Below are 21,155 nucleotides of genomic sequence, written 5' to 3' on the forward strand. Positions count from 1 at the left end.
CCGGTTGGTGTGCTCGATCACTGCGAACACGTACAGCCGGGCCCCGGACAAGGTGACGGTCTCGAAGAAGTCACATGCGAGGAGTGCGTCCGCTTGGGAGCGCAGGAAGTCGGCCCAGGTGGTGGAGGCACGCTCGGGCGTCGGCGGGATCCCGGCCTCTTTCAATATTTCCCAGACTGTGGATGCGGCCACCTTTACGCCGAGGACGAGGAGTTCGCCGTGCAGGCGCCGGTATCCCCAAGTCGGATTCTCTTTCGCCAGGCGAAGCACCAGGCCTCGGACGGAGTGGACGGTGAGGGGTCGGCCTCCGCGCGTCGGCCGGGACCGGGCGGCGTGGCGGCGGGCGAGCTGGTCGCGGTGCCAGCGCAGCACCGTGTCCGGCCGCACCAGCAACCGAATCCGGCCCAGCATTTGCGTCGGCAGCTGGTGGAGCAGCGCCGCCAGGAAGGCCCGGTCACTTGCCTGGAACCGCACCCGCTGCCCGCTCATCTGTCGTTCCAGCACCGAGAGCTGATGGCGTAACGCCAGGATCTCGACGGTCTTCTCTTGTTCACTCATCGGCAGCAGTTGCAGCATCGCGAACGCGTTCGTCACACCCAGGTACGCCAGTCGTAGCAGCACAGCCGATCATCATGGCGCAGTGGTCTTCGGCCCTGCCAGAGCGCCGGGTCGGGCGACGCGGCCGACATCCCACGCGTCGTGGCACAGCTACTTCCACCAGGGCGGATGAGGTTATCGGCAAGGGCACCGCTCGACCAGTCGACAGGACGGCTGGTCGAGCGGGCCCTTCCACATCGCAGCCGCAGACGCCGGCCGTGAACGGTCAGGCCACCTTCGGGGCCGCCCGCACCCCGTAGTGCACGTACGGCTCGCCGGTGGGCAGCGTGTAGAACGTGACCGGGGTCCAGGTCCGTGATTCCGGCGCGAGGAACGCGAACAGGCTGTCGGAGACCGGTACCAGGTCGTACTCCTGCGTCGGATCCGGCGCGAGTTCGGCCAGGGGACCGGTGAGGGTCTGGCGCAGGCGCAGCCCTTCCCCGGTCAGCAGAACCTCGGCGCGCACCCCGGCCCGCTCGTACACACCGGCGTGCCGCCGCGCGTCCACGGCGGGAGGTTCGGCGGCCGGCTCGAGTGGACGCGACATGGCCACCCCGGCCAGCTCCGAGAAGATCTCCCGGTACAGCTCCTCGTACAGGTCGCGTGGACTGCCGCCGTTGGTGAGCAGCACCACCGCGAGTCCTTGCTCGGGGAGCAGCCTCAGGAACGCCGCCTGGCCGATCGTGCCGCCGTCGTGGCCGATGACCTGGTGCCCGTCCCAGTCGAAACGTATCCAGCCCAGGCCCCAGGAGTCGCCGATGCTGTGCGGATCGGGCAGGTTCGTCTGCCTGTCGGCCATCGCGTCCACCGACGCCCGCGCGAGCAGGCGCTCGCCGTTGGGTGCCAGCCCGCCGGTCAGGTACAGCCGGGCGAACGCCAGGACGTCCGCGGTCGCCGCGCCGACCAGACCGGCGGGACCGACCGAGCGCGGCAGCCCCCAGACCGGCGCGGACGTCGGCTCGCCGCCGCCGGGCGAGACATGGCCGACCGCCGCGCGGAACAGCAGCGCTTCCTCCGGCAGCGTGATCGTGTGGCTCAGGCCGAGCGGGGTGAACAGCCGCTCGCGCATCGCGAGGTCCCAGGTCTTGCCGGTCAGCTTCTCGATGACCCGGCCGGCAAGGACGAATCCCGAGTTGCAGTAGGAGAAGGTCGCCGCGAGCGGGTGGTTCTGTCCGACGCCCGCGAGCTGGTCGACGTAGCGCTCCAGGCAGTCGTCGCCACGGCCGGTGTCCGTGAACACATCGCCGTCAATGCCGCTTGTGTGGGTGAGCAAATGACGCATCGTCACCTGCCTCGCCACGTCCGGATCGGCCAGCCGCAGCTCGGGCAGGACCTCCGCTATCGGCGCGTCGAGGTCGAGCAGCCCCTCGTCGACCAGTTGCATCACGACGGTCGTCGTCCACACCTTGGTGATCGAGCCGATCTGGAACAGCGAGTCGTCGGTGACCTCGACGCGGGTGTTCTTGCTCAGGACGCCATGGCTCGCCTGCACCAGCTCGTCGGCGCCGTCGCCGCCGATGCGCAGGATGCCGAGCGCTGCTCCGGGTACCCGATGTGCGCAAGCCAGTTCGCTCAGCCGCCGCTGCCAGTGCGCGGCGTCGATCGGCACCCGCGCCGCGCTCCCCTTGGGCCTTGCGTGCCGCTCCACCCAGTCGACGACGCGTCGGTTGAAGTCCGCCCGGTGCGACGGCCTGCCGTCGAGGATGAACAGGTGCGAGCTGCCGGGGTACAGCACCAGCCGGGCCGGAACGCCCCGCTCGCGCAGCGCGGTGAACCACTGTTCCGCCTGGCCCACGGGACAGCGCACGTCATCGGCACCTTGCACGATGAGCGTCGGTACCTGGACCTGGTCGACGTGGGTGAGCGGCGACTGCTGCGGGTACGGCTGTTCCTCGGCCCACGGGGTGCCGCCCAGTTCGCGCACGCTCATGTAGTGGCCTGCGTCCGAGGTGCCCGCCATGCTGGTCAGATCGCTGACCGCCCCGCCCGCGACCGCAGCCGCGAACCTGTTGTCGCGGCTCGTCAGGTAGCAGGTCATGAAGCCGCCGTAGCTGTAGCCGGACACGGCCAGCCGGTCGGCGTCGGCGACCCCCTCGGCGACGAGGTGATCCAGTGGTTCGAGGAAGTCAGGCGCGTCCGCCTGTCCCCACGCGCCGAGCGCCGCGGTGAGGAACTTCTCGCCGTAGCCGTCGCTCCCGCGTGGGTTGAGCAGCAGCACCGCCCAGCCGCGCGCGGCGAGCACCTGGTGGTAGATGTGGGTAGCGTCGGCTGTGCCGTTCCATGCGTTGTGCGGGCCGCCGTGGATGTCCAGTAGCAGAGGCGAAGGGCCGGTACGGGCCGGGTCACGGACCAGCCAGCCATGGACCACGGTGCCGTCGGAGATCGTGAACTCCCGCTCCTCACGGGCGAACAGCTCCACGTCGGCGACGCTCTCGCCATGGTGTGTGCGCGCCTCGACCGTCCCGTCGGCGGGGTCGACCGTCGCGATCTCGCCGAACGAGGACGGCGTGGCGAGGAGGATCGCCACGGTGTCCCCCGCGACGGCCAGGTCGCCGACGGTATTCCCCGCGCCTCCCACGACCGGCCGCGGCGCGTTGCCGTCGAGACCGACCGAGTAGAGGTGGGTGCAGCCGCGCTCGCGCACGCAGAACAGCACGCGGCCGTCCGCTGTCGGGCGTGGCGCCGCGCCGGGATAGCCGGGGCCGCCCGGCATCACGTTCCGGTCGAGGGCAGCCGTCAGGTCGATGGTGTCGCCGCCGTCCAGCGGCACCAGCAGTAGTTTGGTGTTCCCGATCTCGGTGTCCCCCCGCCCGACGACCAGCAGCGCCCGACCGTCAGGGGTCCAGGTGACCGTGGCTGCCGTGCCGTCGCCGGAGCCCGTCGCCTGCGGTTCGGCGGCGCGCTCGCTCAGGTCGAGGACGTAGGCGGCAGACCGCAGCGTGAGGTCGGCGTCGGGCTCGCGGGCGCCGGGGAACGCCAGCCGGGTGCCATCGGGGGACCAGGCGGGATCGCCTGCGTTCCAGTCCCCCGATGTGACCTGCCGGATCTCCCGTGTGCCTACGTCGAGGACGTGCACGTGCCTGCGCAGGGTCCGTACCAGACCTGTGCCGTCGGCCTTGAAGTCCAGCCGGTCCGTCACGACCGGGGCATTCGCCCGGCGTGCGCGTGCGGTTGCGTCCTCGCCGTCCGCCGCGGCGAGGTCGACCGGCGCCGCGAAGGCGACCTTGTTGCCGTCCGGGCTCCAGACCGGTGCGCCGGCGCCCAGCGGGAGTTCTGTCACCTGCTCGGCCTCGCCCCCGGCGGTGGGCAGGAACCACAGTTGCGGGGCCGAGTCCCGGGCACGCAGGAACGCGATACGCGTGCCGTCGGGCGACCATGTCGGTGCTGTGTCGGTCGTTCCCCGGGTGAGCTGCCGCGCCTCGCCGCCCGCGGCGGCGACCTGCCAGAGCGCCCGCACGTCCCGGTCGCCGTCACGGTCGGCGGCGCGCAGCACGTACACGATCCGGCTTCCGTCCGGCGAAACGCTCGGCTGCTCGGGGACTGTCAACTCGTACAGATCATCAATGCCAAGGCGTCGGGTCATCGCAGGAGGCCTCCTCGTGGGATTGCGGGCTGTTCGCTGGCGCTCGGGGAGAAGTGGCAGGCCGCTCGGTGCCGGCGGGTCACCGCGTCGTCGGCCGGGTCGGAGCTGAGGCAGACGGTGCGCTCGGTGTGCGTGAGCGGGCCGATCGGGCAGCGGGGGTGGTAGCGGCAACCGGTGGGCGGGTGGTGCGGGTCCGGCGGGTCCGTGTCTCCGATGCCGTCGCCGTCACCGGGGTCGTCGAACAGGCCGGTATGGACGGACGGGGCCGCGGCGAGCAGGTCGCGCGTGTAGGGGTGTTGCGGGTCGTTGAGGACTTGCTGGGCGGGGCCCATCTCCACGATGCGGCCGAGATACATCACGGCGATCACGTCGCTGAGATAGCGCACCACGGCCAGGTTGTGCGAGATGAACAGCATCGACAGGTCCAGTCGTCGCTGCAGTGTGCGGACCAGGTTGAGCACGGCGCCCTGCACCGACACGTCGAGCGCGGACGTGATCTCGTCGGCGATCAGTACCTGCGGCTGCCCGGCCAACGCGCGGGCGAGCGCGACACGTTGCCGCTGCCCGCCGGACAGGTGCTTCGGCATCATCCCCGCCCGGTCCGGGTCGAGGTTGACCAGTTCGAGCAGTCTCGCCACCTCGGCCCGTCTGTCTGCCGCCCCGGCGTGCGCACTGCGCGGCAGGGCCTCGGTGATCGACTCACCTATGCTCATCCGCGGGTCCAGCGAGGAGTACGGGTCCTGGAACACCATCTGCAGCGGCCGTCTTCGCGGCAGGCTCTTCACGTCCACGCCGCCGAGCATGACGCGGCCCGCGCTCACCGGTGCAAGGCCCACCGCGGCCCGTGCCAGGGTCGACTTGCCTGATCCCGACTCCCCGACCAGCCCGACCACCTGTCCCTTGGGCACGGTCAGGCTGACCTGGTCCACTGCGGTCAGGCCTCCGCGCCGGGCGCCGTAGCGCACGCTCACCTCGTCAAACACCAGCGCGCTCATTCGGCACCTCCGTAGGCGGCTTCCCGGCCGGACTCCCGCGCGACGGCGCCTTTCGGATGCCAGCAGGCGACCCGGTGTGCCCGGTCGACCCGCTCCAGGACCGGGTCCTCGCTCCGGCACCGGTCCGTCGCCACCGGGCAGCGGGCGGCGAACGCGCACCCCTCGGGCACCTGTTCCGGCTCGGGCGGGCGGCCGGGGACCACGGCCAGCGGCTCGTCGCGGTCGGTGTCCAGTTCCAGCGTCGCGGCCAGCAACGCCCGGGTGTAGGGATGTCTCGGTACAGACATGAGGTCGGCGGTGGGGAGGTCCTCGACGACGCGGCCCGCGTACATGACGAGCATCCGGTCACAGGTCTGCGCGACGACCGCGATGTCGTGGCTGATCAGGAGGATGGCCGCGTTCTCGGTCTCCCTCGTCCGCGCGAGGAGGCGCAGCACCTGGCGCTGCACGGTGACGTCCAGCGCCGTCGTCGGCTCGTCGGCGATGATCAGTTTCGGCTCGCCCATCAGACCCATGCCGATCATCGCGCGCTGCCGCATCCCGCCGGAGAACTCGTGCGGGTACTGCCGGGCACGTCGTTCCGCGGCGGGAATGCGCACCGCGCGCAACCGGTCCACGGCTCTGGCGAAGGCTTCGCGCCGGTTGAGGCCGTGGTGCTGCTCCGACGCCTCCGCCAGCTGGCGGCCGATCCGCCGGGTCGGGTTGAACGAGCTCGTCGGATCCTGGAAGACCATCGCCAGCGACGTGCCGAGCAACTCGCGCAACTCCCGCTCCGGGGTCGTCAGGAGCGGAGTCCCCGCGAACTCAAGCCGGTCCGCAGTCACGACACCCGGCGTCTCGATCAGCCGCGAAACCGCCAGTCCGGTCAGGCTCTTGCCCGATCCGGATTCCCCGACCACACCGATCGCCTCACCGTCGCGCACGGTGAAACTCACGCCGCGCACCGGGACCGTCCACCCGTCCGCACGCGGGAACGCCACCTGCAGGTTCTCCACCAACAGCACCGGCTTCGCCGTGGGTTCCTCGGCCGCGGCGGGACGGGCGGGCGGCGCCGGCCGGGCGGGGATCCGCGCGGTCGGGGTGCGTACGCCGACCACCGCGGCGACGGTCTCGCCCACCAGGTTGAACGCGAGACCGGCGAGCACCACCGCCGCGCCGGGAGCGAGCGCGGCCGCTGGGTTCACGTAGATCCCGTCCAGTCCCTCGCCCAGGAGCCGCCCCCAGTCGTATCGGGGTGCCTGGACGCCGATGCCGAGGAAGGAGAGCGAGGCGAAGGCGAGCAGTGCCCCGCCCGCGCTGATGGTGGCGTTCACCAGCAGCGGCTCGCCGATGTTGGGCAGGACGTGCCGGACGAGCAGCCGGAGCCGGCCGACGCCCGCGATCCGCGCAGCCGATACGTAGTCCCGCCCTGCCACCGATGCGGCGAGGGTCTGCGCCAGCCTGGCGAAGCCCGGCGCCGTCGCGAACGCGATCGCAAGGACCGCGCCTCGGGTGCCCACGCCGAAGATGACCGCGAAGAACAACGCAAGAAGCAGCCCCGGGAACGCCACCGCGATGTCCACGGCGGAGGTGATCAGCCTGCCGGCCCGGCGCGGCAGCACCGACGGCAAGGTACCCAGCAGGAGACCGACCGTGACGCCGACCGCCGTGGCGATCACCGCGAGTTCGACCGAGAACCGGGTGGCCACGAGCGTGCGGTAGAAGATGTCGCGGCCGAGCGAGTCGGTGCCCAACAGGTGTGCCCCGGAGGGGCCTTGGCCGATCGCGTTCGTGTCGACCGCGGCCGCCTGCTCGCCCCACAGCACCGGTCCCAGGATGGCGAGTGCGGCCAACGCGACCAACAGCGCCAGTGAGCACGCCCCCATCGGGGTGCGCGCGGCCGCCGACCAGGCCGAGCCGCGCCTTCTCCACTGCGATGTCGACGTCATCAGCTCTCCCGGATGGTCGAGCGCGGGTCGAGCAGCGCCAGCAGCACGTCGACCGCCAGGTTCACCAGCAGCACCCCGATGCCGTAGACGAGCACGATGCCCTGCACCGTCGGATAGTCCTTCGCCAGAATCGACTGCACGATCGTCGAGCCGAGCCCGGGCCAGGCGAAGACGTTCTCCACCAGCACCGTCCCGGCGACCATCGCGGTGAGCATCAGCCCGCCCAACGTCAGCGTGGCGGTCAGCGCGCTCGGCAGGGCGTGCCGGACGTACACGAGCCGGGCGGGCAGCCGCTTCGCCCGGGCGGTGCGGACGAAGTCGTCGCCGAGCACAGACAACATCTCCACCCGTACGATCCGCGCCAGCACCGCCGTCGCCCCGGTCGCCAGTGCCGTCACCGGCAGCACGAATGTGTTCGCGCCGCCGCTCCCGGCGACCGGGAACCAGCCAAGGCGCACGGCGAAGAACGCGACGAGGCCGACGGCGACGAGGAACTCAGGGACGGCGGCCAGGAACACGCTCACCGAGGTGAATCCCAGCTCGACGCCCCGCCGTCTGCCGCCCCTGGTCAACACTGCGAACAGCACGCCGAGCGGAATCGCCAGGGCGACCACCACCACGAACGCCGGCACGGCCAGCGCGAGCGTCGCGGGCAGACGGTCGCCGATCACCTGCGCCACCGGCAGGTTGCTCGTCATCGACGTACCGAAGTCGCCGGTGAACAGGTTGCCGAGGTAGTGGCCGTACTGCACCCACAACGGGTCGTTCAGGCCGAGTGCTTGGCGCCGGGCCTCGACCAGCTCGGTGGGTGCGGTCATTCCCAGCGCCGCCCGGACCGGGTCGCCCGGGACCAGGTGGATCATCAGGAATGCCGTGGTCAGCAGCACCCACAGCGCGACGAGGAATCGCCGCAGCCTGCGCCGTGCGAACGGCAGCCACGGGCCGCCCCGGATTCCGGCACGCAGGGCGGCCGCCACTGCAGCGGTGGCCATCAGCCGTACATCCGTATCGAAGACGGCGTGATGGAACCAGCGCTGACCTCGAACCGCGCTCCAGTGCCGAAGAACGGGACAACCGAGTGGACGTAAGGGACGACGTCGACGCGCTTGATCAGGGACGTCTCGGCCGCGACCCAAGCGCGGCAGCTGTCGTCGCCGACCAGCCCCGCCGCCCGGCGCACCTGAGAGTCGTACCCGGCGTTCTCGACGTGCGCGAAGTTGGTGCCCTGCGGCGGCGCCTTGCCCGACACGAACCGCACTGCCTGGCTCGGCAGTTCGAAGCCGAACGGCGCCATCGAGACATCCCACGCTCCGGTGGTGAACAGCGCCTGGTTGAGCCCGGAGCTGTCGACGCCCTTCAGCTTGACGTCGACTCCGATGCTCTTCCAGGTCTGCTGCGCCAGCTCGGCGGTGGGCGCCATGGTCGGCCCGAGTTGCGTCGCGTAGATCATGGTGAGGGCGAGCCGCTTGCCGTCCTTGACGCGCACGCCACCCGGGCCCGTGCGCCAGCCCGCCGCGTCGAGCGCAGTTCTGGCCGCGGCGAGGTCGTGCGCGGGAAGGTTGCCCTTCACGGTGTCGCCCGTACAGGCCCGGGGTTCGGCCGTGACCATCCCCGTGGCCGGTGTGCCGGTGCCGCTGGTGAGCACCTTGCCGAGCTGCGTCAGGTCGAGTGCCTGGACCAGGGCGCGGCGGACGCGTTCGTCCCGGCCGGCGCGGCCGGGAGCCTCGTTGAAGAACAACTCTCCCATCGGAGCGAGGTAGTCGGCGTGGAACAGCTTCTGCGCGGAGAGCCGCTTCTTGTCCGGCCCGACCGTGGCCGCGGCGTTGAGGCCGCCGGAGAGCAGCAGGTTCGCCGAGGTGGTGGCGTTCGGGACCACCCGCACGACCACCTTGTCGGGCAGCCCCGGCTGGTTGGTCTTCCACGCGCCCGGCCCCCACGTGTAGTCCTTGCGCCGGGTGAGCGTGTAGTGGTCGTTGGGTACGGCCTCGGTGACGGTGAACATGCCGGTGCCCGCGCCGCCCTTGGCCAGCAGCGAACGGTCCCGCAGGCCCGCGGCGCACACCATCGGCAGCCGGCCCGCGTTGCGCAGCAGGAACGCGTCCGGCGCTCCGCTGGTGAGCGTGACGGTGCGGCTCGCGTTGTCGGCGGTCGCCTTCGTTCCGGGCGCGATGGTCACCCCCGCGAACGGGGACTTGTTCGCCGGGTCGCCCACGAAGTTGATGTTCGCCGCGACGTCCGCGGCGGTCAGCGGCGAGCCGTCGGCGCAGGTGATGCCGCGCCGCAGGCTGAAGGTGGCTTTCGTCGTCGTGGCGCGCCACTTGGCCGCCAGTCCCGTCACCGGCTTTCCGGTGGAGTCGACGTTGAGCAGCGAGTCGTAGAGGTAGCGGTCGGTCTGGATGGCGACCGAGAGGACCGTCATCTGCGGGTCGAGGCTTCCGGGGTCGGACGCGATCGCCTGCGTGAAGGTCCTGCCGTCCGCCAGTTCCTGGTGTGCGGTCCGCCCTGGTGTGGACTGCGAGACTCCCCCGCACGCGCTCACCGTCAGCGCCAGCGCCAGCGCGCCGAGCAGCACGACCCGGCGCCTCATGACGTCACTCCGCGGCGGAGATGGTCCACGGCGAGCCGGGCGGCCCTGCCGATCGAGGTATCGACAGCGGGCCGGCGGTCCTCCAGGGAGTCCGCGCGGGTGAACACCGCGACGGCGTACTGCCTGCCGTCCGGGTAGGTCAGCACACCTGCTTCGTTGCGGATCGCGGGAAGCGTGCCCGTCTTGGCCGCCACCTGGACCCCGGTGTCGAGGCCGGACGAGATCCTGTGCGGCCAGATCTGCCGTCCCATGATCGCGCGGACCTTCTCGCAGGCCCCGGGATCGGCCGCGCGGTCGGTCCAGATCGCGTCGAGCAGCCGGGTGATCTCCCGCGGGGTGGACGACGTCGTCCTGGCCGGGTCCAGCACCGCCAGCTTCCACAGCTGTTCCGGGGTGGCCGCGGCGAGCACGGCCTCCGCGTCGTCGCCTTCGCCGGCACTGAGGTCGGACAGCAACGACGCGAAGAGGTCCTCGCAGCAGCCGCGGATGCGCGTTCGGGACAGCCCGAGGTCGGTGAGTACGCGGTCCACGGCGTCCTGTCCGACCCGGTGGAACACGACGTCGGTGGCCGCGTTGTCGCTCATGGTCAGCATGAACAGCGCCAGGTCGCGCCAGCTCATCTCCACGTCGTCGACGCACCCGGCCGTGCCGATCCCGCCGACGCGGTAGCGCGCGGTGACCCGGGTCCGTTCGGTCTCGTCCAGCCGTCCGGCGGCCACCTCGCGGACGTAGGCGACCGCGACCGGGATCTTGAAGACCGACGCCAGGACCACCGGGGCGTCCGCGCCGACGGCGACCTCGGGGCCGTCGGTCACCCCGATCTCACGGGCGTGCAGGAATCCTTGCGCTCCCGCCTCGGCGAAGACCGCGGCGATCTCGTCGGCGATGGCGTTCACCGGCTCACCCGCCGATCGGCCCGGCCGGTGTGCAGGAACCGCGCCCGCCCGGTCCCGTCGTCCCCGACGAACGCGTGCACCATGTGCATGCCGCGCTGCGGCTTCACGGGGATCAGCCTGTCGCCGTCGTACGCGACCAGTTCGATCCTTTCCGGCGGACCGCCGTCGAGTTCGGCGAACACTCCCTTCGGGGTCCGCTCGGCCCACAGCCTGCCGTCGGCGTCCTCGCTGACGACGGTGTCGCCGACGGACGACGCGTACGTGCCCACGAACCTCGCTGTCTCGACACGGGGGGCGTCGGCGTCCGGCACCGGGAGCGCCGGCATCTCTGTTCCGGCCAGCTCGCGCAGCACGCGTCCGACGAGTTCGACGTACAGCGGGAGCGGGTTGCCGCCGTTGGTCAGCAACGCCACCGCGATGTCGTGTTCGGGAGCCACCCGTAGGAAGGCCGACTGGCCGAGCGTGCCTCCGTCGTGGCCGACCACCGTGCCGCCGGGCCAGTCGAAGAGCGACCAGCCCAGTCCCCAGGCGTCGCCCATCAGACCGAGATCCGGCAGTTCCACCTCGCGGCGCCGCATGGCGAGCGCGCTCTCCGGAGTGAGCACCGCCGTCCCGTCGGGCCCCCTGCCCCCGTCGAGATGCATCCGGGCGAACGTCAGAAGGTCCCGCGGCCGCATCGCCAGCATCGATCCGGCGGGCGCGTTCGACCGGGGCAGCGCCCAGACCTGCGCGGGCTGCGGCTCGGCGTCGGGGTCGGGCGTGAGGTGCCCTGACGCGGCGCGGAACCTGACGGCCTCGTACGGGCTGGGGGCGACGTGGGTCAGCCCCAGCGGCGTGCACAGGTGGTCGCGCAGGCAGTCGTCGTACGACTTGTCGCGCAGCACCTCGACGATGCGACCGAGTACGCAGAAGGCGGCGTTGTTGTACGAGAACATCTCGCCCGGCGCGAACAGCTGGGGCACGTCGGCGAGGAGGGTGACGAGCCTGTGCACCGCGTCGTCCCCGCGACCGGTGTCGAGGAAGATGTCGCCCTCGAACCCCGAGGTGTGGCACATCAGTTGGCGTACGGTGATCTTCGCGGAGGCCGTCTCGTCACCGACGGCGAATTCGGGCAGGTAGGCCCGGACCGGGGCGTCGATGTCGAGCGCGCCCTCGTCGACGAGCTGCATCGCCAGCGTGGTCGTCCAGACCTTGGTGATCGACCCGATCTGGAAGACGGAGTCCGCGGTGGCCTCGACGCCGGTGTGCTTGTTCAGCACCCCGGCCGCGCGGTCGATCATCTCGCCGTGTGCGTATACGGCGATCGACGCGGCCGGCACCTTGTGTTCGGCCAGCAACTCGGGAAGGCGACTTTCCAACCAGCCACGGAGTTCATTGAGTTCGGACATGTGCACCTCTTGTCTCGGCGAGGGAGAACGGGTGATTCCGGGAGGGTATGACCTGTGCGCTCATGGCCGATTCGTGAGAAACGACGAGAATTGCCGAAACCTTCATCGTGGCCGACGAAACACCCGGCCGCTGGTATGGGTTACCGCCTGAGCCAGTCCACCGCCCGGGCGGCGGCGAAGCCGATGAAGGCGTCACGCTCGGGAACTCTCGAACGGGCGTCGACGGCCCTGGTGAAGACGCCGACCGCGTACCGGCCACCGTCCGGGTACTCCACCACGCCGATCTCGTTGCGCAGCGAGGGCAGCGTGCCGGTCTTGCCGCTGATCCTGACGTCGTCGTCCGCGAAGCCGGAGCGCAGCCGGTGCGGCCACACCTGCAGTTCCAGCCAGCGCCGGACGTCGGCGCACGCCGTCGCGGGTGCCGCTTCGTCACGCCAGATCAGGCCCAGCAGGCGGGTGCTCTCCGCGGCGGTGGTCCGGCAGGTCTCTTGGGGTGTCAACGCGCGCAGCTTGGCCAGTTGTTCGGCCGGCATCGCGGCCAGGATCCGTTCGTCGTCCTGGTAGTCGATCCCGAGGTCCTCGCCGATCGTGCGCAACAGGTCCCCGCAGTCGTGGGGGACGGCCGTGTGCGGGAGGTCGAGCCGGCGCAGCGTCTCGGCGACCGCGGCCTTTCCTACCTTCCCGAGGATCAGGTCCGTGGCGACGTTGTCGCTGATGCCGATCATCAGGACGGCGAGGTCGTACCAGGACATCGTGACGTCGTGGCGGAACGTCGCGAGGCCGTACGGACTGGCGGTCGGATGTCCCGGTGGCACCGTGATCCGCTCGGCGAGGTCGAGTTCACCGTCGGCCGCCTGCCGGGCAAGTTCCACTGCTACGGGAACCTTGAACACGGACGCGGTGACCATCGGCTCGTCGGCGTCGATGCCCACGTGTCGTGGGCTGTCCAGATCGGCCGCGTGCAGCCATACCTGGACGCCGGCTTCCGCCGCCCGGCCGGTGATTGTCTCGACCAGTTCCGATTCGGTGACCATGGGGTCCCTTCTCTCTGTCGGGGTGGATTTCTGTCCGGACGGGATCTGTTTCCCGGGTACACCGGTCGACTACTTGGTGCCGGTCGACTCCTTGGTGCCGGCAGACTCCTTGGTTCCGGCCGGCGGGAAGTTGAACTGTTCGGCTCGCTGCGGGACCCAGAACGCGATCACCGCGGTGAGCAGCGTGGTGCAGATCAGGAATCCGAACGCGGCGGTGTAGGAGAACGCGTCCGCCAGCCAGCCCATCGCCAGCGGCGCGATCACGCCGGCGACCTGGCCGCCGAAGTTCGTCACTCCGGAGCCGAGGCCGGCCACCGCCGTGGGAAGCACCCGCAGCGGAAGGCCGAAGACGCACATCGTCGCCATCCCGAACACTCCGACGGCCAAGGTCTCGTAGAGAGTGAACGTCGCCGCGCTGCCCGCCGACACCATCAGAACGAGCAGGACCGCGGTCACCGTCGCGATGGACACCAGGTACCACCTGGCCTTGTCATGGAAGTACCGGTCGAACAGCCAGCCGCCGAAGATGGTCGTCGCGAAGCCCACCAGACTCGGGATCGCCGACAGCACCCCGGTCTCGTTCAGCGACAGGTGTCTGGCCTCGAGCAGATAGCTGGGCACCCAGGTGACCAGGCCGTAGCTGAGCATGTTCATCGCGCAGAACAGCACCGCGAACTTCCACACCGCCGGGGACCTGAGTACTTGTGCGCGCGAGACTGCGGACGTCGTCGCCGTCGTCTGCGGAAGCCGGCTCAGCCGGTCCGGCAGTGCCTTGGGCAGAAGCGCCCACAACCCGATGCCGATGGCCGCGCCGCAACCCGCCATCCAGAGGAAGGTGTGCCGCCAGCCGATGCCCGTCAGCAGCGGGGCGACGAGCAGGGGCGCGAGGCCGGCGATCCCGCTGGCGGACAGCATCACGCTCGTGGCGGTCCCCCGTCTCGCCGGTGTCGTCCGTTCCGCTATGGCTTTGAACGACGCCGCCGGGAAAGCGCCCTGACAGGCACCGAACAGACCGCGGAACAGCAGGAGCAGACCGAATGTGCCGGCCATCCCGGTCAGCGCGGTGAACAGCGACCACAGCACGAGCGTGATCAGCATGGGTCCGCGGGAGCCGTACCGATCGGCCAGGAAACCGGCGGGTATCTGGCAGATCATGTAGACCAGCGCGAAGACGGTGACGAGCGAGCCCTGTGCCGTCTTGCCGAGTTGGAACTCCTCTCCGATCGACGGCAGAGCCATGCTGATCGAGAAACGGTCGATGTAGTCGATCGACCAGGCGCACAGCATGACCACCATCGTGATCGTTGCTGTCCGGTTGACCAGCTTCGGTGTCCAGGTGTCCTCGGTGACCACCGCCGTCATGGCTACCTCCGTACCGCTGCGTCGGGGTTGATGGCCCATCCTGGACATCAGGTGACGCAGCGGGTTCGTGGAGTTCCACAAACCTTCAGTTGGTGTTCGGGCGGTGCGGACGAACGTTGTCTCGTTACGGTGTCCGGCTTCTACTCGTGGTGGTGGGCTGGGTGGAGCCGGAGTTGCAGCATCGCCGCGAACCGCTCGCCGGGGTCGTCGAGGTTGATCTCACCGACCTCTGCGACCCGTCGCAGTCGGTACCGGAAGGTATTGGGGTGCACGTAAGCCGCGGCGGACGCGGCGGCCACGTCGCCGAACGCGTCCAGCCAGCACGAGAGCGTATGGACGAGCTGCGACTGGTGCCGGGCGTCGTAGTCGAGCAGCCGGGCGACGGGCCCGGTCGCCACGTCCCCGCGCGCGGCGGCCAGATCGGCGAGGTCCAGCATGAGCGCGTCGACGTGGACCTCCTCTGCCGTGGCTACGCGCCGGGCGCCCCCGTTGGCGAGCAGCACCCGCAGCGCCCGGTCCGCGCCGTCACGCGAGCGGCTGAGTACGGAGCCGTCGAGAGCGGGCGGGCCGATGCCGATCGCCGCGTCCACGCGCTGCCCGGTGCGCTCGAGGAATGTCGACGCGACGCGGATCGACCGCTCCTGACAGTCCGCCTGGCTCCCCGGCATCGGCACGATGCCGTAGGCCACATCGCCCACCAGCGCCACGGCCGAGCGCGCCTGGACCGCACTCAGGTGCATGGCCAGCGCGTCCGCGACCCGCTGGCGGTCCGCGACCCGGCGCAGACCGTCCTCCGTCGACGGATCGGCGTCCGAACCGCCGAACAGACCCAGGGCCAGCACGATCGCGGGCTGTCCCACGAGCCCGAGCCGCGCAATCGCCTCCGGTGCCCCGGTGCCGCCTTCGAGCGCGGTGCTCACCAGGTCGGCCCGCAATCGGCGTTCGACATCGGCGCCCGCGCGCAGACGCAGCATGTGGAGTGCGACCAGCTTGCCGGCGTCGATCAGGGCCTGCGTCCGCTCCTTGGACAAGGGCCCGGGCACGGCCGCCCAGATCGAGCCGAGGATCTCGTCGCCGGCCCGTACCGCGAGCGCCACCCGGGGAACAGTCATCGACTCGTCGTGGAGCGGATCGACGTACACGGGCGCATGGCCGCGATGAAGTCGGTCGAAGACGCCGTTGCGCGCCAGGCCGAGGGTGAACCGTTCCGGGACCTGGCGGCCCAGGATCGTCTCCACGCGGGACTGGTCGGCCTCGTCCTGGCGGCCGGAGAAGGCGAGCACCCGTGAGCTACGGTCCTCGATGGTGACCGGCGCGTCCAGCAGCGCGGCCACCGCGTTGGCCAGCGCGAACAGGTCGCCCGACGGCATGCCGCCCAGCGTCTGTGGTGAGATGTCGCCGATGTCTCCCTCGACGAGCAGGGTGCGGAGCATGGCGGCGACCTGCGCCCAGGAGGCTCCGCGGGCGAGTCCGAGCAGGGCGACGCCGGACTCGTCGGCGGCCCGTCGGACTTCGCCGGTCGCGGTGAACGGTGACCGGACCACGAGCACCGCCGCGCCCTTGCGGCCGAGGTCGCGCAGGAGGCGGACCACGTCGCCCGGTTCGTGGACGCCCACACCCAGGACGACGGCCTGCGCGGGGAACTGCGCCTCGTCGAGCGGATCGTGGATGACCACGCCGCTCAGTTCCCGGCGCGTGCTCCCGCCGCCGGCAATCGACTCCAGCAACACGTCCCCGAGATCGTCGAGAACGCGCGCCAGACTTGTGTGTGGCTTGCCAGACGTCGGTGTCAGCACCGCCCAAAGGTAACTCCGGCCGCACCGGAACCTGTTGGTCCGATCCGACCGGATTTCACGACGAATTCGTCGCGTGCTACGAACCGAGCCACACCGTCGAGGTGGTGACCTCCGCCAGCAGGTCGGGAATCGGCGTGACACCGAGGCCCGGCCCCTGGGGCACCGGCAGATGTCCATCCTTCAGGACGAACGGTTCGGTGATGTCGGTCCGGTAGAACCGGTCCGACGCCGAGGTGTCTCCGGGCAGGGTGAACCCGGGCAACGAGGCGAGCGCGACATTGGCCGCCCGCCCGAGCCCGGTCTCGATCATGCCACCGCACCACACGGGTATCCCATGGGCGGCGCAGACATCGTGCACCCGCCGCGCCTCGAGGTATCCGCCGACCCGGCCGGGCTTGATGTTCACGATGCGACAGGCGCCGAGCGTGATCGCGTCGGCAGCGGATCGGGCGGACACGATCGACTCGTCAAGGCAGATCGGCGTGCGGATCCGACGGGCCAGCTCGGCGTGGCCCAGGAGATCCTCCTCGTCCAGGGGTTGCTCGATGAGGAGGAGCTCGAAGGGGTCCAGACGGGCGAGCTGGGACACGTCGGACAGGGTGTACGCCGTGTTGGCGTCGACCTGCAGCAGCACGTCGTCGCCGAAGCGCTCTCTCACCGCTCGCACCGGCTCGACGTCCCAGCCGGGTTCGATCTTCAGCTTGATCCGCACGTAGCCGGCGTCGAGATAGCCGCCCACGACGTCGAGGAGTTGGGGGACGGAGTCCATAATTCCGACCGAGACCCCGCACGGAACGGAGTCCCGGGTGGACCCGAGCGCGGCGGCGAAGGACAGGTCGTGTGCTCGCAGTTCGGCGTCGAGCACGGCCATTTCGAGCGCGGCCTTCGCCATCCGGTGACCCTTGAACCTGGCCAGAAGGGGCGCGACTTGGCTCGCGGTGCCCTCGTCCGCCTCCATCAGGGCCGGGACCAGGAAGTTCCGCAGCACGTGTTCGGCGCCGTCCACGTATTCCGAGGAGTAGAGCGGCCCTCCCATGGTGACGCACTCGCCCCAGCCCTCGCCGTTCGGCGTCACGACGCGTACGAGCAGCAGTTCCCGTACGTCCTGCGTACCGAATGACGTCCGGAATGGTGCCACCAACGGCATCTGCACACGCAGAAGTTCCACACCACTGGGCTTCATGACGGCTTCTCCCTTGAGACCACGTACCATCCGGCACGATCGAATCCGACGACCCTGGCTTCCTCCGCCATCAGGCCTCCCAACACCTCCCGCAGCGCGACGCGCCACGCCTGGCCCCGGCCCGGGTCCGTGCGCCGGAGTGTCTCGATGTCCGGCGGCACACCGACCAGGACGACCGGCCCGTCGGCCACTACGGTCAGCGGGCCCCCGTCAGGTGCGACGTACAGGGCGGCTGCCGCACCGTGCTCCCGCAGCGCGGCGGCATCGACCCGGGCGGGCTCACCGAGCGAGGCGGCGGAGGCCACCGGGCCTGATAGGTCCCAACGGACCATCAGCCGGTCGGTGTCACCGGCGCCGTTGATGCCGTCGCGCATCGGCCCGTAGAAGTCGGGCAGGTAGCGCGCCGGATCAGCGCCGAGCTTGGCCAGGTTGAAATGCGCGTTCCGCCGGACCAGGGGATCGAACGTCCAGGTGATCAGCGAGACGTGCTGGCGCAACGCCCAGGCGCGCTGGTGCAGTTTGAGGGCGAACCCGATCCCCCGGCCGAGGCCTCGCGGCGCGACCCCGGCGATGTGACTGTGCAGGCTCGCCTTGGCCGGGCTACCGAAGAAGCCGAGGCAGGCTCCCAGGAGCTCGTCCCCTTCATACGCCCCCGCGACATAGTTCCCCGCCGCGGCCATCGCCCGCAGCAGCTCGGTCGTCACCGGTTGGGCACCGGCGCCCGGCTGCCAGATCGAGGCGAAGAGCCAGCAGACCTCGGTCAGGTCGGACACCTCGGTCAGGTCCCGGATTTCCACACGTGAGGCGGCGGCCGCAGCGGTCGCGGCGGCCAGCGCGGCTGCACTCACAGCCGGGGAAACCAGAGCTGACTCATGTGTCGCAAGATCGGTCACGGGACTGTCCTTTCCGGGCTTGCCTGGCGGGCCACGGTGGTGCCGCGCCAGGGTTGTCCGCCGCGTTCGTCGTGGCGCACGGAGCTCATTTCGCCAACACAGCGTCGATCAGGGCCGTCAGCAGGGCGGTGCGCCGCGGCAGTTCGGCGACGACGACGTGTTCGTCGTCCGCGTGCGCGCCGCCGCCCACGGCGCCGAGGCCGTCGAGGGTGGGGACCCCAAGGCCTGCGGTGAAGTTTCCGTCCGAGGCACCGCCGACAGCGGCGGCGGTGAGATTTCCGAGACCGAGTTCGGCAGCGAGCGTCGCGGCGAGGTCGAACAGCCCCGAGGACGCGTCCTCCTGCAGCGGCGGGCGGTTGATGCCACCCGAGATCCGGATCCGCGAGCCGTCGAGTACGGGCCTCAGGTCCCGCACGGCCTGATCGACCCGCCGCTGTTCCGCTTCGTCCCACACACGTACGTCGACCGCCACGCCGGCACGCGCGGGAACGGTGTTGGTCGTGGTACCGGCGGACAGGGCCGTCGGCACGACGGTCGTACCCCGTTCGGCGTCGGCGAGTGCGGCGACGGCGAGGATCTGGTGCGCCACCTCCACTCCGGCGTTCACACCCTTCTCCGGTTCGAGCCCGGCGTGCGCGGCCCGGCCGTCCACGTCGATCCGGTACAGGGAGACGCCCTTGCGGCGGCACTTGAGCGCTCCGCCGTCGGCCGACGCCTCCAGCACGAAGACCGCTTCGCAGCCGCGAGCCTCATCCTCGATCAGGCGCCGCGACGACGGGGAGCCGATCTCCTCGTCGCCGGTGACGAGGACCGAAAGACCCGAGCGGTTCCCGGCGGCCGCGGCGGCGTGCAGCGCCATCACGACGCCCGCCTTCATGTCGAAGCAGCCCGGCCCGCGCAGCACTCCGTCCAGGACGGAGTACGGGTGCGTCTCCAGCGATTCGGCGGGCCACACGGTGTCGTGGTGCCCGAGCAGCAGCACACGCGGCGCCTCGCCGAAGCGCCACCTCAGATGCGTACACCCGTCGATCACCACGCGGTCCGGTTCCGCGTCCAGCAGCCTGCGCCCCAGCGCCGCCACGACGTCTGCGCTGCGGGCGACGGCTTCGTGATCGGAGGACGGCGACTCGCACCGCACCAGGGTCTCGATGTCGGCGAGGAGCGCCTCCACCGTCACTTCGGAACGCGTCGCCGTCATCGCGGCTCACCTCGCAGCGGCTGTCCGGCGAGCGCGTCGACTTGAAGCTCCCCCGCACTGACCACCGGAACACCACCGACGAACAGGTGCCGCACGCCCACGGACGGCCGCGTGGAGTCGAAGTAGGTCGCGCAATCGGTGATCGTCACCGGGTCGAGGACGACGATGTCGGCGTCCGCGCCGACGCCGAGGTGTCCCTTCCCCCGCGCGCCCGGCGCCACGTCGTCGAGGACGCGCGCCGGCAGGTGGGCACAGCGCCGGAACGCCTCCGGCCAGTCCCAGGCGCCGCTCTCCCGCACCATCACGCGCAGCGTCTTGGTGAACGTTCCCGCGGTGCGTGGGTGCGTCGTTCCCCCGGGCGGCAGCGGCCACTCGGTGCTGTCGTTGCTGCCGTCGGGCCAGTAGACCGGCATCGCGTCACTGGCGACGATCGCGTCCGGGAAGGCCAGCGCCTGGTGCAGCATCGCGAGATCGCACGAGTTGCCCTCGTCGAGGAACTCCAGAATGCAGGGCGCCCCGGGGTCAGTGTTGCGCAACTGCCGCAGGCGCCCCTCGTCGGCGATGCGTTCGCCCGATTCGAGCATCACGACGCTCGACGGGGACAGGCCCTTCATCCGCAGGCGTTCGGCGTCGAGGAAGGCCGCGCCGATCGCGGTGCTGCCCGCCCCGTAGGGGTAGGCCTCGACCGTCACCCGGGATCCCGACCGCCGTGAGCCGTCCAACGCGCCGAGTACCCGGTCGATGTGGTGGCCCGACGTGCTGTTGACGTGGCAGTGGTGCATCGCGGCGCCGGTCTCGGCCGCGGCGATGACGATCTCCTCGGAGCCGTCCGCCGGAGTGCCGGGATCCACCTCGACCAGCTCACGGACGTGGGTGTACGTCGGCACACCGGCCTTCGCGGCGAGCCGGGCGACGGCGAGGAACTCGGCCGGATCACTGTGCGGCGCGTACCCGAGGAGGACTCCGATACCGAGCGCTCCTGCGGCCAGTTCACCCTCGATCAGGGCCAGCCATTCGGCGAGTTCACGATCGGTGGAGGAGCGCTGCCATGCGGGGTTTCCCAGCACCGCGAGGCCGCTCCCGATCTGTGCGTCGGGCTGAATACCGGCGAGCACCTGGGCCCGGGCACCGCCCCACGAGGCGGAAAAGCCGTAGTGCAGCGGGCGTCCGTCCGCGGCGGCCTCGGCGTACGCACGCCCGATGGGCATGAGGCCCGACTCCAGGTCGAGGGCCGTCGTCACACCGTCCATGGCCTGCAGCCGCTGCCCCGCGACGGAGTGCACGTGGCTGTGCAGGTCGACGAACCCCGGACCGACGACCAACCCCGTGACGTCGACGACCTCGCATCCCGGTGGCACGTCGAGCCCCGCGGCCACAGCTCTGACCACGCCGTCGGACACGAGGACGTCGGCGATGCCGTCGAAACCTGTTCCCGGATCAATGACACGGCCGCCACGCAAAAGTGTCTGCACGCTTTCGTCTCCTCGTCGAGGACGCACTGGAGCACCTGCTGGTCTCCAGTGCGACCCTAGGAGGGGGATCAGGCACCGCTGTTGGTCCATGCCGACGAATCCGTGGCCGCCTGTTCATACGCGCCGACGAACCCGGCCCGGAGCACCGCGAATGCCCCGGGTCGCACGTAAACGGCCACTGCCGTCCGGCCGCCGCTTCCGTGGGGTGGCCGCGGAGCAGCGCACGCGTGGGCAGACCGGTGG

14 protein-coding genes and 1 pseudogene are annotated in these 21,155 nt (G+C 70.7%); all 15 read right to left on the reverse strand.

Annotated elements, in window-relative coordinates; all coding sequences use genetic code 11:
• Positions 1 to 621: pseudogene (locus AC07EJ_RS34800) on the reverse strand (integrase); the annotation flags it as partial.
• A gap of 202 nt (positions 622 to 823) precedes the next feature.
• Positions 824 to 4,180, reverse strand: coding sequence for a serine hydrolase (locus tag AC07EJ_RS34805; RefSeq protein ID WP_478885745.1), 3,357 nt, complete (start codon positions 4,178 to 4,180; stop codon positions 824 to 826).
• Positions 4,177 to 5,175, reverse strand: coding sequence for an ABC transporter ATP-binding protein (locus AC07EJ_RS34810; RefSeq protein WP_478885746.1), 999 nt, complete (start codon positions 5,173 to 5,175; stop codon positions 4,177 to 4,179). The genes AC07EJ_RS34805 and AC07EJ_RS34810 overlap by 4 nt, the downstream gene beginning before the upstream one ends.
• Positions 5,172 to 7,103, reverse strand: a complete 1,932-nt coding sequence (locus AC07EJ_RS34815) for a dipeptide/oligopeptide/nickel ABC transporter permease/ATP-binding protein (protein WP_478885747.1) — start codon at positions 7,101 to 7,103, stop codon at positions 5,172 to 5,174. The genes AC07EJ_RS34810 and AC07EJ_RS34815 overlap by 4 nt, the downstream gene beginning before the upstream one ends.
• Entirely contained in the window at positions 7,103 to 8,095 is a 993-nt protein-coding gene (locus AC07EJ_RS34820) for an ABC transporter permease (protein WP_383149610.1), read from the reverse strand. Before AC07EJ_RS34820 ends, AC07EJ_RS34815 begins: the two co-directional genes overlap by 1 nt.
• Positions 8,095 to 9,690 (reverse strand): ABC transporter substrate-binding protein, encoded by a 1,596-nt coding sequence (locus AC07EJ_RS34825; protein WP_478885748.1) that lies wholly within the window; start codon positions 9,688 to 9,690, stop codon positions 8,095 to 8,097. The genes AC07EJ_RS34820 and AC07EJ_RS34825 overlap by 1 nt, the downstream gene beginning before the upstream one ends.
• Positions 9,687 to 10,586: a serine hydrolase gene (locus tag AC07EJ_RS34830; protein WP_478885749.1), complete on the reverse strand. Its 900-nt coding sequence runs from the start codon at positions 10,584 to 10,586 to the stop codon at positions 9,687 to 9,689. The genes AC07EJ_RS34825 and AC07EJ_RS34830 overlap by 4 nt, the downstream gene beginning before the upstream one ends.
• Positions 10,583 to 11,974, reverse strand: a complete 1,392-nt coding sequence (locus AC07EJ_RS34835) for a serine hydrolase domain-containing protein (RefSeq protein ID WP_478885750.1) — start codon at positions 11,972 to 11,974, stop codon at positions 10,583 to 10,585. Before AC07EJ_RS34835 ends, AC07EJ_RS34830 begins: the two co-directional genes overlap by 4 nt.
• 140 nt (positions 11,975 to 12,114) lie before the next feature.
• Positions 12,115 to 13,008 carry a serine hydrolase gene (locus AC07EJ_RS34840; RefSeq protein ID WP_478885751.1) on the reverse strand — a complete coding sequence of 298 codons (894 nt, stop codon included), beginning with the start codon at positions 13,006 to 13,008 and terminating at the stop codon, positions 12,115 to 12,117.
• Positions 13,009 to 13,077: 69 nt separating this feature from the next.
• Positions 13,078 to 14,370, reverse strand: coding sequence for an MFS transporter (locus AC07EJ_RS34845; RefSeq protein WP_478885752.1), 1,293 nt, complete (start codon positions 14,368 to 14,370; stop codon positions 13,078 to 13,080).
• 140 nt (positions 14,371 to 14,510) lie between these two features.
• Positions 14,511 to 16,166 (reverse strand): PucR family transcriptional regulator, encoded by a 1,656-nt coding sequence (locus tag AC07EJ_RS34850; RefSeq protein WP_478885753.1) that lies wholly within the window; start codon positions 16,164 to 16,166, stop codon positions 14,511 to 14,513.
• A gap of 76 nt (positions 16,167 to 16,242) precedes the next feature.
• A complete protein-coding gene (gene menC / locus AC07EJ_RS34855) occupies positions 16,243 to 17,349 on the reverse strand; it encodes an o-succinylbenzoate synthase (protein ID WP_478885754.1) in 1,107 nt (368 codons plus the stop codon).
• Positions 17,346 to 18,197 (reverse strand): GNAT family N-acetyltransferase, encoded by an 852-nt coding sequence (locus tag AC07EJ_RS34860; RefSeq protein WP_478885755.1) that lies wholly within the window; start codon positions 18,195 to 18,197, stop codon positions 17,346 to 17,348. The genes menC and AC07EJ_RS34860 overlap by 4 nt, the downstream gene beginning before the upstream one ends.
• A gap of 130 nt (positions 18,198 to 18,327) precedes the next feature.
• Positions 18,328 to 19,440, reverse strand: coding sequence for a M20 family metallopeptidase (locus AC07EJ_RS34865; RefSeq protein ID WP_478885756.1), 1,113 nt, complete (start codon positions 19,438 to 19,440; stop codon positions 18,328 to 18,330).
• Complete coding sequence (locus AC07EJ_RS34870; RefSeq protein ID WP_116507060.1) at positions 19,437 to 20,912, reverse strand: amidohydrolase family protein; 1,476 nt, start codon at positions 20,910 to 20,912, stop codon at positions 19,437 to 19,439. Before AC07EJ_RS34870 ends, AC07EJ_RS34865 begins: the two co-directional genes overlap by 4 nt.
• Positions 20,913 to 21,155: the final 243 nt, after the last annotated feature.

The organism is Streptomyces sp. NPDC045026 (assembly GCF_056432625.1).

Bases quoted from the DNA above. Each gene is read 5' to 3' on its own strand.
- AC07EJ_RS34810 (WP_478885746.1), bottom strand. From the start codon at position 5,175: ATGAGCGCGCTGGTGTTTGACGAGGTGAGCGTGCGCTACGGCGCCCGG.
- AC07EJ_RS34845 (WP_478885752.1), bottom strand. From the start codon at position 14,370: ATGACGGCGGTGGTCACCGAGGACACCTGGACACCGAAGCTGGTCAAC.
- AC07EJ_RS34865 (WP_478885756.1), bottom strand. From the start codon at position 19,440: ATGACGGCGACGCGTTCCGAAGTGACGGTGGAGGCGCTCCTCGCCGAC.
- AC07EJ_RS34840 (WP_478885751.1), bottom strand. From the start codon at position 13,008: ATGGTCACCGAATCGGAACTGGTCGAGACAATCACCGGCCGGGCGGCG.
- AC07EJ_RS34835 (WP_478885750.1), bottom strand. From the start codon at position 11,974: ATGTCCGAACTCAATGAACTCCGTGGCTGGTTGGAAAGTCGCCTTCCC.
- menC (WP_478885754.1), bottom strand. From the start codon at position 17,349: ATGAAGCCCAGTGGTGTGGAACTTCTGCGTGTGCAGATGCCGTTGGTG.
- AC07EJ_RS34820 (WP_383149610.1), bottom strand. From the start codon at position 8,095: ATGGCCACCGCTGCAGTGGCGGCCGCCCTGCGTGCCGGAATCCGGGGC.
- AC07EJ_RS34805 (WP_478885745.1), bottom strand. From the start codon at position 4,180: ATGACCCGACGCCTTGGCATTGATGATCTGTACGAGTTGACAGTCCCC.
- AC07EJ_RS34815 (WP_478885747.1), bottom strand. From the start codon at position 7,103: ATGACGTCGACATCGCAGTGGAGAAGGCGCGGCTCGGCCTGGTCGGCG.
- AC07EJ_RS34825 (WP_478885748.1), bottom strand. From the start codon at position 9,690: ATGAGGCGCCGGGTCGTGCTGCTCGGCGCGCTGGCGCTGGCGCTGACG.